Source organism: Aliiroseovarius zhejiangensis (genome assembly GCF_014656375.1).
GTDB classification, from domain to species: domain Bacteria; phylum Pseudomonadota; class Alphaproteobacteria; order Rhodobacterales; family Rhodobacteraceae; genus Aliiroseovarius; species Aliiroseovarius zhejiangensis.
Genome location: NZ_BNCH01000003.1, coordinates 176,128 through 188,006 on the forward strand (window position 1 = coordinate 176,128; position 11,879 = coordinate 188,006).

The following is an 11,879-nucleotide window of genomic DNA, read 5'->3' on the forward strand; positions in this document are numbered from 1 at the left end:
GACGCCAGCCTAAGCGGTCGGGGAAGGCGCGGCAACGCCTTCCCCGCAAGGGATCAGGCCGCGCGGGCCTTGATGGTCTTGGCCACCACGTCCTGTGCGACGGCGGCGGGGCTGACGCCCTGCTTGGCGGCTTCCGACAGGATCGCCTCCATCGTGTCGTCCAGCGCGTCCAGTTTCCTGGCCACCCAGTCGACCCGGCCTTCGATTTTCAGAACCTCGGTCGCAACGTTGATGATACCGCCGCCATTGGCAACGAAATCCGGGGCATAAAGGATGCCGCGCTCCACCAGCCGTTCCGCATCCGCAGGCGTGGCCAACTGGTTGTTGGCGCCACCAGCCACAGCCCTGACCTTCAACTGCGGAATGGTGTCGGCGTTCAGGATGCCCCCGATGGCGCAGGGGGCGAAAATGTCAGCCTTGACCGCATAGATGTCATCCAGACCCACCGGTTGCGCACCGAAGGCCTTGGTGGCGGCGTCAACACGCCCGGTATCAATATCGGTGACGATCAGCTTGGCGCCCGCATCGGTCAGCAATTCGCACAGGTTCCAGCCGACATTGCCCAGACCTTGCACGGACACGGTCCGCCCGGTCAGATCGGCATCACCAAACTGGTGCAACGCCACGCGGCGCACGGCGTTGAAGATGCCGCGCGCGGTGATCGGTGACGGATCGCCCGACGCAAACGCCCCATCCGACAGACCGGCGACAAAACCGGTTTCCTTGGCCAGCTCGGCCATGTCCGCGGGGCTCATACCCATGTCCTCGGCTGTCCAGTAACGACCCTCGCAGGCTTCGACCGCGCGCCCGAAGGCGTGCAGCAACTCGGGTGTCTTCAGCGTCGCCGGATCGCCAATGATCACGGCCTTGCCACCGCCCAACCGCAATCCAGCGGCTGCATTCTTGTAGGTCATGCCTTCCGACAGGCGCAGCACGTCGGTCAGCGCGGCGTCCTCGCTGGCATAGGGGCGCATCCGCAGCCCACCCGCCGCCGGCCCCAGAACCGTTGAATGAATGGCAATGAACCCGACAAGACCGCAGCTTGCGTCTTCGACACGATAAACTTCTTCATGGGTGGCCGAGGCCACTTGTGTAATGTTCATGAGATCCTCCCGCATTTGTCGTTAATTTACTCAAAGTCAGCCGGTGAAAATCACTAAAAATCGGCGTGTGGAATTTGATTTTTGGTGATATCGTCTGAAATGACGCAGAAAGACGGGATTTTTCTGATGGACGCCATCGACCGCCGCATCATCGCCGCCTTGCAGGAAAACGGCCGCCAGAAGCTGGGCGAGCTTGCCGATTCCGTCGGCCTGTCCCCCACCCCCTGTGCCCGCCGCATCGCGGCTTTGGAAGAGGCGGGCGTGATCACCGGCTATGGCGCACGGGTCGATCAGGCGAAGCTGGGGCTGCCGGTATCGGTCTTTATCTCGGTCGAGTTGGAAAGTCAGAACCGCGACGCCCTGACCCAGTTCGAGCGCGCCGTGTCACGCATGGAAGAGGTGATGGAATGTCATCTGATGAGCGGCAACCGCGACATCATCCTGCGCGTCGTCGTCGCCGACCTGACCGCCTTCGACGAGTTCATGGAACACCGCCTGATGCGGGTCGAGGGGATCCGGCGCATGCGGTCGAGTTTTACGCTGAGGACGATGGTGCGAAGGAATGTGCTGCCGGTGGGGTAGGGGCAGGGTTGCGAAGTTCCGTCTGGTCGTTAGACCGGACATCGCCCGACCCTCCCCATCGGCCGAAGGCACGCCTTTGGCGTGACAGGGCGTTCCGCCCACCCAGGGTCAGGCTATGTCCAAGAGCAAGGGTTTGGTACCGCGGGAGGAGCTAACGCAGCTCTTTTTTGACTCTCGTATTTTTTCGCATCAATGTTGATGTTGTTAAAGCCGGGACAAAACTGCGTCTATAATGGCCGTTTCCACACCCTGAGCGGCTAGTTGGAGAACTATGCGTTTTATGAATAGTAGTTCGGTTGTTTTGTACCACTCAACTGGGTCTGACGTTGTAAGAGGTATCCGTAAAGCGACGTTTCTTCCTCGAGGAGATGCGGGGAAAGAAATCTGATAACACCGCGTCAATGTTGGATCGCCAAATATACTTACAATCACAATAATCTCGTCACGAAGCGGTATTGCCGCTAGAAAATGTTCTTTAAGGCGCCAAACAGTTTCACCCACTAAGGAGTTTCTGAACTCGGGATGATAAGACACAACGACCGCCTCAATAAGCCGGGGATCATACGCGTCTGCATCCATCACGGCTCTAATACTTCGTGAACTGTCGCTAAATGTCCATGAAGGCCCCAGAAAAAGGTGCGCAGTGCCCAGCGCAATCTTGGCAAGACCTTTTTCCAAACTCACTAAGTCTAGCTCCATTGAAGTGGAGAACTCCCTAATTTCTTTGGAAACAGCTTTCTCGGTTGCTGAATTAAGCATTTCTTCCAGAATTGCTGGATTGATTTCTGAGCTTCTAGCTCTACGGAATCTCTTGGAAATAATGTTTCCCAAGATATTTCTCGCTTCCTTGATTTCGCCTGAAATGCTGACCTCAAAACTGCCTTCGTCGTGATCAGTAGTCCTGACTATTGGCAATAGCTTTGTCGTTAAACCTGCGTCGTGGAACGTTACTTTTCCGATTTCGTCTTCGAAGCCTTTGGCTCTCACAGGAAAACTGGCCTTCTGGAACTTGCCTTTTTTACTTTTTACTGAATTTGAGAGCTGAAGAAACTTGACGAAGAACTGTTCCTGAAAAGGGCCATCTATGCAGGTGCCAAGGTCAGAGTTACACTTCACGCAGCAATCTTTAGTGATGGCCGGACTGCGTCCCCCAAGACTTTCCGGAATAATATGTTCTTTGCTTGATCTTCGATTTGATTCAGTATCTTCGGATAGCAACTCTTGACAGTAAATACATCGCATAAGCCCCTCCTGAATATTGAGATCAGCTAGTTCACTTGACCGCCCCCAAAATCCCTATAATACGCTGCACTATGACCGACCTGAAACACATCCGCAATTTCTCGATCGTGGCCCATATCGACCACGGGAAATCCACGCTTGCTGACCGCCTGATTCAGGAGACGAACACCGTTTCTTTGCGGGATATGAAAGAGCAGATGCTCGACAGTATGGATATCGAGCGCGAGCGCGGGATCACCATCAAGGCGAACACGGTTCGGATCGAATACAAGGCGGATGACGGCGAGACCTATGTGCTGAACCTGATCGACACGCCGGGCCATGTCGATTTCGCCTACGAGGTCAGCCGCTCGATGCGGGCGGTCGAGGGCTCGCTGTTGGTTGTGGATTCGACCCAAGGGGTCGAGGCGCAGACGCTGGCCAATGTCTATCAGGCGATCGACGCGGATCACGAGATCGTGCCGATCCTGAACAAGATCGACCTGCCTGCGTCCGACTGTGATCGCGTGGCCGAGCAGATCGAGGACGTGATCGGCATCGACGCCTCGGGCGCCATTCAGGTGTCGGCGAAGACCGGGCAGGGCATCCACGAAACGCTTGAGGCCATCGTTGCCCATCTGCCTGCCCCCAAGGGTGACGTGGACGCGCCTTTGAAGGCGATGTTGGTGGACAGCTGGTATGACGCCTATCTGGGGGTGATCGTCCTGATCCGGGTGATCGACGGCAAGCTGAAAAAGGGCGAGCGCATCCGGATGATGTCGACCAACGCGGTTTACCCGGTGGATCGCGTCGGTGTGTTTACCCCCGCGATGAAGCCCGTGGACGAGTTGGGCCCGGGCGAAATCGGGTTCCTGACCGCGTCCATCAAACAGGTGCGTGACACGCGCGTCGGCGACACCATCACGCACGAGAAGAAGGGCACGACAGAGGCGCTGCCGGGCTTCAAGCCGTCGCAGCCCGTGGTGTTCTGCGGCCTGTTCCCCGTTGATACCGCCGAGTTCGAAGACCTGCGCGAGTCGATCGAGAAGCTGGCGCTGAACGACGCGTCTTTCAGTTACGAGATGGAGACCTCAGCCGCGCTGGGTTTCGGCTTCCGCTGCGGCTTCCTTGGCCTTCTGCACCTTGAAGTGATCCGCGACCGGATCGAGCGCGAATATGATATCGAATTGATCACCACCGCGCCCAGCGTGATCTATCACGTCTTCCTGAAAGACGGCTCGATGATCGAGCTGCACAACCCCGCCGACATGCCCGACCCATCGACGGTCGATCATATCGAAGAGCCGCGCATCAAAGCGACGATCCTTGTGCCCGACGATTATCTGGGCGACGTGCTGAAACTGTGCCAGGACCGGCGTGGCATCCAGATGGACCTGACCTATGCCGGGTCGCGGGCGATGGTTGTCTATGACCTCCCTCTGAATGAAGTTGTGTTCGACTTCTATGATCGCCTGAAATCCGTAACAAAAGGTTACGCGAGTTTCGATTATCAGATGGAGGGCTATCGCGAGGATTTCCTTGTGAAAATGCAGATCCTGGTGAATGACGAACCGGTTGACGCGCTGTCCACCATGGTCCACCGCGACCGCGCGCAACTGCGCGGTCGGGCGATGTGCGAAAAGCTGAAAGACCTGATCCCCCGTCACATGTTCAAAATCCCGATCCAGGCGGCCATCGGCGGCAAGGTCATCGCGCGCGAAACCCTGTCGGCGCTGCGCAAGGACGTGACCGCGAAATGCTATGGCGGGGATGCGACCCGGAAGAAGAAGCTGCTGGAGAAGCAGAAGGCCGGGAAGAAGAAAATGCGCCAGTTCGGGAAAGTGGATATCCCGCAGGAAGCGTTTATTAGCGCGCTTAAGATGGATGATTGAGAATGAAAAAGGCGCGCAAGCGGCCTTTTTGTTCAGTGCGCGGCAGCGAATTGCGAAGCAAATCGAGTGCGCACCCCTTAAGTGCTTTGCGGAACCATTCACTCAAGTAGCGTAACCGCCAACTGCACTTCAAATGCAGGTTGGTGGCAAAATAGGTCTCCTTATGGTTGCGCCGAATGTGCGCAAGTCGTATTGGTGGCCATATTATTTCATGGAGTAGAGCGAGCAGTGAATAAGAGGCGCAAAAGTGTATTTGTGGTCGGGGCTGGAGCAAGCAAAGAGTTCAATTTGCCGACTGGTGCAGAACTAAAACAAAAAATCGCACAAATCGGAGACATCAAATTTGACGAGTGGGGGCAAAAACTTGCCAGTGGGGATCCAGGTGTTGTCGATGCGCTTAGAGAACGCGCGAAGCAAGATAATCAAAACTCGATCAGTCCGTATCTACATGCAGCTTGGCAAGTCCGAGACAACATGCCGATCGCGCCTTCTATTGATAATTTTCTGGATACGCACCGCTCAGATTCCTTCTTGGTAGACTTCGGAAAAATTGCGATTGCAAAAGCAATCAGATCAGCGGAGCGGCACAGCTTACTGTGCCAAATCAAAGATGATCATGGGCAACCCAAAATAAACTTTGAAAACGTTAGAGAAACTTGGATAGCGCAGTTATTTAGTATTTTGGTTGCTCAGAGAGATTTTCAGTCGTTTCTTGATGCGCTAAACGACATTACCTTCGTTTCATTTAACTATGACCGATGTATTCATCAGTTTTTCGCATATGCATCCAAGAGCTATTTCAACCTTCGGGACCAAGAGGTAGAGGCAGTCTTGGGAAACCTCAATATTCTGTATCCGTATGGTACAGTCGGAGAGTTCTCAATTCATCTGGACAGTATTTCGAGTTTCAATCGAGACGTTAACGGCGCCAGTTTGCTCCAAGTCTCAAAGGGAATAAAAACCTTCACCGAAGGTGTTGAAAGTGCGCAAAGAGATCAAATTTGGAAGGCGATGGACGAGGCTAGTCTAATTGCATTTCTTGGATTTGGTTTTCTTGATTTGAACATGGACTTACTGATCCCTGATGACAGAATTCTCGTAGATAAAGTCATAGCGACCGGAAAAGGGCTATCTGAAAACTCTCGTTCAGATGTGGTCAAAAAACTCACAAAGACCTTTTTTAAGCGTTCGGCTCCAAATGTCATCGCTGGATTGGCACCAGAAGATATGCAGGTTCTAAATTGTACATGCAGCTCCTTGATTTTCGAGTTTCATCGATACTTGTCGCGTGTGTGAGCCAGTACGCCGCACGGGCAGCGCCCGACCCTCCCCACGGGAGGGCGCTTTGCACCCACCCAGGATCAGGGACCGCCCTCTGTAACCGCGCACCAAAGTTCTGCGTGACTCCCCCTCTCATTCCCCCCTATAGCTCCCTCACCCAACCCCGGAGCCCAACATGACCTGCCCCCTCTGCGCCTCAGACGCCCCTCTATCCAGCTTCCCCGTCCCCGGCGGACCCGAGGGAGCGTCGGTGGATATCTGCGCCATCTGTGCCGCCCAGATCGACGGCACGCCGGATGAGACCCATTGGCGGGGGCTTGCGTCCGCGATGTGGTCCGAGGATGCGGCGGTTCAGGTGGTGTCTGTGCGGATGTTGAAGCGGCTTGGCACGGGTTGGGCGCAGGATTTGCTGGATCAGGTCTATCTGGACGAGGACACGCAGGCGTGGGTCGATAATGTCGCCGCGGCCTCTCAGCACAAGGATGCCAATGGCGCGACGCTGGAGCAGGGTGACACCGTGGTGTTGATCAAGGACCTGCCGGTGAAGGGGGCGGGGTTCACGGCGAAGCGTGGGACGGCGGTGCGCGGGATCAGCCTTGTCGCCGATAACCCCGAGCATATCGAGGGGCGCGTCGAAGGGCAGCGCATTGTCATTCTGACGCAGTTCGTGAAGAAGAAGTAGGCAGCGCAGCGCCAGTCGGTTATGTCGCCGCGCAGGAGGCCCCACATGCGTTCACCGCTTCTTAAGATCGTCATGACATTTTACGGGATCATCGGGTCAACGTTGGCCTCGGTTCTGGTGGTGGTCGCGCTGGTCAACGGTGTCTCTGGCCTGTGGCCTTTGCTGGGCGCGGCGGCGGTCGGGTTCGTCATCGGTCTGCCGGTGAGCTACTTTGTCGCAAAGGCAATGATCGGCGACTGATCCAGATCAAAGAGATGCGGTCGCGCCGGGTTCAAAACACGTGCGTATTCGCGAATATTTGCAAGGAGAATGCCATGTTCCGTCTCGCCGCTGTCATCTATATCCTGCTCGGCGCAACGCTGGCCGGGATCTTCATCATCGCCGCCCTGACTGTCGGCATGGATACAGCACAGCCCATTATCTATGCCGCCGTGGCCGGCTTTGTCGTGGCACTGCCCGTCTCATGGGTGGTTGCCAAGCAAATCAAGGGCTGATCCGCCGGTTTTCGGTTGAAACGGGACGCGCGGCGGGGGTAAGGCTTCGTCGTGCGGTCCCTTAGCTCAACTGGATAGAGCAGCTGACTTCTAATCAGCAGGTTGAGGGTTCGAGTCCTTCAGGGATCGCCAGACATAAAACTCTCCTAGACACAAATTGCTTGTACGGCGCGCGGCGCTCACACCTTGCGCCCCGGTGCTCCGCCCTCGAAACAGTTTTCGTCGGTATAACGACACGGCGCTTCCTGCGGTTCCAGGTGCAGGCCGTCGCCGGTGTAGGGATGGGCGCGCATCAGGGCTTCATCCGGTGTGATGCCCAGCCCCGGTGTGTCGGGTGGCAGGATATAACCCGCGTCCCAGCGCAGCGTCCGACCGATCAGGGCAAGGTGGAAGTCGCCGCCTCGCTCGATGGTTTCAACCATCAGAAGGTTCGGGATGGACGCGCCCAGATGGATGTTGGCAGCCCATTCGATGGGGCCTGCGTAAAGATGTGGGGCGATCAGGGCATTGTGCACCTCGGCGATGGCGGCGATCTTTCTGGCTTCCCATATTCCACCGACGCGCCCGAGGGCAGGTTGCAGGATGGTGGCCGCGCCTTGGCGCAGAACCTCGGCAAATTCGGCCTTTGTGGTCAGACGCTCTCCGGTCGCGACCGGGACGGGGCTGGCGCGGGCGACTTTCGCCATTTCGGCAATGTTGTCCGGCGGGATCGGTTCCTCGTACCACAGCGGGTCATAAGGCGCGATGGCCCGGGCAAGGCGGATCGCGCCCCCGGTGGTGAACTGGCCATGTGTGCCGAACAACAGGTCGGCCTTGTCACCGACGGCTTCGCGGATGGCGGCGCAAAACGCGACCGACCGCGATATGTCACGCATCGCGGGCATGTGGCCTGACCGGATCGTATAGGGCCCTGCAGGGTCGAATTTCAGCGCTGTGAACCCTTGCGCCACGCGGGTCGCCGCGGCCTCGGCCGCCATGTCGGGCGAGGTCCAGAACGCGGGCAGCGGATGGCCCGGATCGGGATAGAGATAAGTGTAGCTTCGCAGCCGGTCGTTCATCCGCCCTCCCAGCAAGGCCCAGACGGGTCGCCCGCGCGCCTTGCCCAGAATGTCCCAGCAGGCGATTTCAAGGCCCGAAAACGCGCCCATGACCGTGGGATCGGGGCGTTGGGTGAACCCGGCGGAATAGGCGCGGCGGAACATCAGTTCGACATTCTCGGGGTTTTCGCCCTGCATGTGGCGGGCGAACACGTCTTCGATCACGGCGCGCATGGCATCGGGACCGACGGCGGCGGCATAGACTTCGCCCCAGCCGGTGATGCCATCATCTGTTGTCAGTTTGACAAAGATCCAATAGCGTCCGCCCCAGCCCGGCGCGGGCGGCGCGACGACGAAAATTTCCAGATCCTGCAGGCGCATCAAAGCCTCCTAGTTACGGTCGAACAGGATGACATTGCGCCGGGCCGCGCCTGCGCGTGTATCGGCAATCGCCTCGTTGATCTGATCCAGCCGCCAGCGGCCCGAGATCAACTCGTCCAGTTTCAGCCGCCCCTGTTGGTACAGGTCGATCATCCAGGGAATGTCGCGCTGGATCACCACATCGCCCATCTTGCTGCCGACCATGCCCTGACCCAGTGCGGCAAGGATCACCGGTTCGTATCGTGACATCCCGCCGGAATGGGGCATGCCCACCATCACCACCTTGCCGCCGGGGGCAAGGTAGCGCGGGGCGGCGTCATAGGCGGGCAACGCCCCGACAGTGACAAGCACGGCATCGGCGCCACGCCCGGCCACAAGGCGTGCGGCTTTCCAGGGGGCCTCGTCGGTGGCCAGCACCCCGTGCGTGGCGCCAAATTCGATGGCGGTGTCCAGTTTGCCTTCGTTCATGTCGACGGCGATGATGCGGGACGCCCCGGCGATGCGCGCGCCCTGAATGGCGTTCAGCCCGACACCACCTGCGCCGATCACCACGACGACCTGACCGGGGCGGATATGGGCGGCATTGACCGCCGCCCCAACACCGGTGATCACGCCACAGGCCAAAAGCGAGGCAACATCCATCGCCATGTCATCGGGGATGCGCACCACCTGGCTGTGGTCCACAACCACCCGTTCGGCAAACCCGCCGGTGGCCATCGCCTGGTGCAGCCTGCCACCCTCAGCCGTCCTGATCGGCCCCTGATCGCCGTCATAGGGCGTTTCGCAGGTGACGGGCGACCCCGACGCGCAGCTCGGGCAGGTCTGGCAGGCGCGGATCAGGGTGACCACAACCGGGTCGCCCACCGACACCCCCCGAACCTGATCGCCCAGCCCTGTGACACGCCCTGCGGCCTCGTGGCCATAAACAGCAGGCAGAGAGCCGCCCCAATTGCCATCCAGATACGAGATGTCGCTGTGACAGATCGCGACCGCATCCAGCGTGACTTCGACCTCGCGACCTTCGGGCGCCCGGATCGCAATGTCCTCGACCACCAATGGTGCGCCAAAGCTGTGGCAAACGGCGGCTTTGATCGTGTCCATCAGTGTCCCCTCGGCATAATTTCAGGCATGGTGGCGCAGGTGGGGGGCAAATGCCAAGCGCGAATGCAACATGTGGCGGGCCGGGCAGCGGTCAGAGATGCCCGATGCTGGTCAGGAAATCGGTCAACAGGGTTGCAAACATATCCGGCTTTTCGAGTGGGGGCATGTGGCCTGCGCCCCGGATCAGCTCGAACCGGGCGCCGGGGATAAGCCCCGCCGTTTCGCGCACCAGATCAGCGGGGGTCGAGCCATCCTCGGTCCCTGCAATCGCAAGCGTCGGCAGGCGCAGCCGGGCGGTGCTTTCGTAGAGGTCGGTGTCCGCAATCGCTTCCATGCAGCCCAGATACCCGGCCAGAGGAGTCGCGCGCATCCGGGAGCGGGCGGCGTTGACGACCTCGGGATGGTCGCGTTGGGTTGCGCGGGAAAACCAGCGGTGCATGGTGGCGTCAAGCTCTGTCTCGATCCCGTTTTCGCGCACGGCCTTGATGCGGTCAGCCCAGATGGCCGGCGTGCCGATCTTGACGGCGGTATTGGCAATCACCAGCCCCCGCACAAGGTCCAGCCGTTCCGCCGCCAGACCCTGTGCGATGATGCCGCCGATGGACAGACCCACAAAAACGCAGTCCTTCACGCCAAGCCGGTCCAGACACCGCGCCGCATCCCCCACCAACTCGCCCATTGGATAGGGGCCATCGGGGCAGGGGCTGTTGCCATGGCCGCGCATATCCATGCGGATCAGGCGAAGGCTTTGCGGCAATCGCGCCACCACAGCGTCCCACGTCGTCAGGTCAGACCCCAGAGCATGGGCGAACGCCACGGCCGGGCCGTCCGGCGCGCCGCTTTCGACCACATGCAACACCACGCCATCCTGATCGGGAATGATGATCACCGGCGTGGCCCGTCTTCGTCCCCGCGCAGGGACAGATAGGCCATGATCTGCCCGTGATCCGACGCCAGCTTGTTATAGGGCGCTTCGGGGTGCGAGCCATCGGTGATGTGGTCATTCAGCACGCTGAAATAGGTCATGTCAGCGATGCGGTTGGCGTTCTCCGGGTGGAAATGACGGCTGAGGTAAATCTGGTCGATGCTTTCAAACACCCCCGCAAAGGCCGAAGTATAGACCATATCGCGCAAGGATTTCCGCACAAAGAGCTTTTCGGCAGAGTGCAGGCGCACGGCTTCGACGGCGCGCGTGATCTGGATGCTTTCCTCTTTTGAATAACGGTCGCGGTCTGACTTGGCATCATGGCGCAGCATCCACGCATAGTTCTTGAACGGCACTTCGCCCGAGATGATTTCCGAACTGACCGCATGTTCACCATCGTTGAAATCGCCCATCACGACGACCGGATTGTTCTGGCGCAACTCCTCGATGATGAAACTGCGCAAGACCCAGGATTCGGCCATCCGGCGCATGGCGGCGCGGGCAGCCCCCAGCGCGCGCCCGACCGGGTCATAATTGGTCAAATCCTCTTCGGGGGCGAATTCCGCGCCAGGGGGGCGGATGTATTCGCCCAGTTTCGATTTCAGGTGACAGTTGAAGACGGTGATGACCTGATCGCCGACAGGAATGCGGGCGCGCAGGATCGGGCGCGACAGACGTCGCAGCGTATAATGCCCCGCGTCACCTTCCAGCCCCCGCAGCGCGGTAAAGGGGATGGTCAGCGGTTCGGGCATATCCTGAATGACCTGTGGGGGCTCGGTGAAGCCGAAGCGCGACAGGATCGCGACGCCCGGACGGCGCTGACCGGGGCCTTCATCGGCGGCGTTGGGCGCAAAGGCCAGATGGTCCATGTCCCACGGCCGAACAGCCAGTTTGCGGAAGATCGCCTTGCGGTGATAGCCCTTGGACTTGTCAGGGATGGTCGCGGAATTCAGGTCTGCGACGCGCGTGTTCGCCTCGCCGATCACATCGCGCAGGGCATCTTCTTCAAAGATCTCCTGAAACCCGATGATGTCGGCATCCAGCGCCATGAGCTGATCGGCCATCCAGTCGCGTTTCCACGCATATTCCTCGGGTGTGTAGCTTTGAAACTCGTAATATTCCTGATTGGGTCCGATCAGGTTCTTTACGTTGAACGAGGCGATGGTGAAATCTGTCATAT

The 11,879-nt window shown here is 58.9% G+C and carries 12 protein-coding genes and 1 tRNA gene; 7 read left to right on the plus strand and 6 right to left on the minus strand.

The genetic code is table 11. The features are described 5' to 3' along the window. Positions 1 to 53: 53 nt before the first annotated feature. Complete coding sequence (locus IE188_RS08760) at positions 54 to 1,103, minus strand: Glu/Leu/Phe/Val family dehydrogenase (protein ID WP_191286109.1); 1,050 nt, start codon at positions 1,101 to 1,103, stop codon at positions 54 to 56. Between the two features lie 126 nt (positions 1,104 to 1,229). Between IE188_RS08760 and IE188_RS08765 the strand changes: the two genes are divergently transcribed. Further along, positions 1,230 to 1,685 carry an Lrp/AsnC family transcriptional regulator gene (locus IE188_RS08765; protein WP_191286338.1) on the plus strand — a complete coding sequence of 152 codons (456 nt, stop codon included), beginning with the start codon at positions 1,230 to 1,232 and terminating at the stop codon, positions 1,683 to 1,685. Between the two features lie 204 nt (positions 1,686 to 1,889). On the opposite strand, the gene IE188_RS08770 is transcribed toward IE188_RS08765, so the two are convergent. Then, the gene (locus IE188_RS08770) at positions 1,890 to 2,927 is read right to left on the minus strand and encodes an HNH endonuclease (RefSeq protein ID WP_191286110.1); all 1,038 of its coding nucleotides are present in this window, start codon (positions 2,925 to 2,927) and stop codon (positions 1,890 to 1,892) included. A 71-nt stretch (positions 2,928 to 2,998) separates the two neighbouring features. Here IE188_RS08770 and lepA point away from each other — a divergent pair, with 71 nt between their 5' ends. From lepA to IE188_RS08800, 6 genes are all read left to right on the plus strand, one after another. Further along, positions 2,999 to 4,798, plus strand: coding sequence for a translation elongation factor 4 (lepA, locus tag IE188_RS08775; protein ID WP_191286111.1), 1,800 nt, complete (start codon positions 2,999 to 3,001; stop codon positions 4,796 to 4,798). A 228-nt stretch (positions 4,799 to 5,026) separates the two neighbouring features. After that, positions 5,027 to 6,094, plus strand: a complete 1,068-nt coding sequence (locus IE188_RS08780) for a hypothetical protein (protein WP_191286112.1) — start codon at positions 5,027 to 5,029, stop codon at positions 6,092 to 6,094. Positions 6,095 to 6,254: 160 nt separating this feature from the next. Continuing rightward, positions 6,255 to 6,761: a PhnA domain-containing protein gene (locus IE188_RS08785; protein WP_191286113.1), complete on the plus strand. Its 507-nt coding sequence runs from the start codon at positions 6,255 to 6,257 to the stop codon at positions 6,759 to 6,761. A 45-nt stretch (positions 6,762 to 6,806) separates the two neighbouring features. Next, positions 6,807 to 7,001: a CTP synthetase gene (locus IE188_RS08790; RefSeq protein WP_191286114.1), complete on the plus strand. Its 195-nt coding sequence runs from the start codon at positions 6,807 to 6,809 to the stop codon at positions 6,999 to 7,001. Between the two features lie 74 nt (positions 7,002 to 7,075). Beyond that, positions 7,076 to 7,255, plus strand: coding sequence for a CTP synthetase (locus IE188_RS08795; RefSeq protein WP_191286115.1), 180 nt, complete (start codon positions 7,076 to 7,078; stop codon positions 7,253 to 7,255). A gap of 55 nt (positions 7,256 to 7,310) precedes the next feature. Beyond that, positions 7,311 to 7,387: transfer RNA gene (locus tag IE188_RS08800), tRNA-Arg, on the plus strand. A gap of 47 nt (positions 7,388 to 7,434) precedes the next feature. Here IE188_RS08800 and IE188_RS08805 read toward each other — a convergent pair. From IE188_RS08805 to IE188_RS08820, 4 genes are all read right to left on the minus strand, one after another. Continuing rightward, a complete protein-coding gene (locus IE188_RS08805; RefSeq protein WP_191286116.1) occupies positions 7,435 to 8,673 on the minus strand; it encodes a mandelate racemase/muconate lactonizing enzyme family protein in 1,239 nt (412 codons plus the stop codon). A gap of 9 nt (positions 8,674 to 8,682) precedes the next feature. Beyond that, a complete protein-coding gene (locus IE188_RS08810; RefSeq protein ID WP_191286117.1) occupies positions 8,683 to 9,774 on the minus strand; it encodes a zinc-binding dehydrogenase in 1,092 nt (363 codons plus the stop codon). Between the two features lie 91 nt (positions 9,775 to 9,865). Next, on the minus strand, positions 9,866 to 10,660 hold the full coding sequence (gene pcaD / locus IE188_RS08815; protein WP_407648229.1) for a 3-oxoadipate enol-lactonase: 795 nt from the start codon (positions 10,658 to 10,660) through the stop codon (positions 9,866 to 9,868). Then, on the minus strand, positions 10,660 to 11,877 hold the full coding sequence (locus IE188_RS08820) for an endonuclease/exonuclease/phosphatase family protein (RefSeq protein WP_191286118.1): 1,218 nt from the start codon (positions 11,875 to 11,877) through the stop codon (positions 10,660 to 10,662). The genes pcaD and IE188_RS08820 overlap by 1 nt, the downstream gene beginning before the upstream one ends. Between the last annotated feature and the right edge of the window lie 2 nt (positions 11,878 to 11,879).

Excerpts from the sequence above, each read along its gene's own strand:
- IE188_RS08760 (WP_191286109.1), bottom strand. The coding sequence starts at position 1,103 with ATGAACATTACACAAGTGGCCTCGGCCACCCATGAAGAAGTTTATCGT.
- IE188_RS08790 (WP_191286114.1), top strand. The coding sequence starts at position 6,807 with ATGCGTTCACCGCTTCTTAAGATCGTCATGACATTTTACGGGATCATC.
- IE188_RS08805 (WP_191286116.1), bottom strand. The coding sequence starts at position 8,673 with ATGCGCCTGCAGGATCTGGAAATTTTCGTCGTCGCGCCGCCCGCGCCG.
- IE188_RS08785 (WP_191286113.1), top strand. The coding sequence starts at position 6,255 with ATGACCTGCCCCCTCTGCGCCTCAGACGCCCCTCTATCCAGCTTCCCC.
- IE188_RS08820 (WP_191286118.1), bottom strand. The coding sequence starts at position 11,877 with ATGACAGATTTCACCATCGCCTCGTTCAACGTAAAGAACCTGATCGGA.
- IE188_RS08765 (WP_191286338.1), top strand. The coding sequence starts at position 1,230 with ATGGACGCCATCGACCGCCGCATCATCGCCGCCTTGCAGGAAAACGGC.
- IE188_RS08810 (WP_191286117.1), bottom strand. The coding sequence starts at position 9,774 with ATGGACACGATCAAAGCCGCCGTTTGCCACAGCTTTGGCGCACCATTG.
- IE188_RS08770 (WP_191286110.1), bottom strand. The coding sequence starts at position 2,927 with ATGCGATGTATTTACTGTCAAGAGTTGCTATCCGAAGATACTGAATCA.
- IE188_RS08795 (WP_191286115.1), top strand. The coding sequence starts at position 7,076 with ATGTTCCGTCTCGCCGCTGTCATCTATATCCTGCTCGGCGCAACGCTG.
- lepA (WP_191286111.1), top strand. The coding sequence starts at position 2,999 with ATGACCGACCTGAAACACATCCGCAATTTCTCGATCGTGGCCCATATC.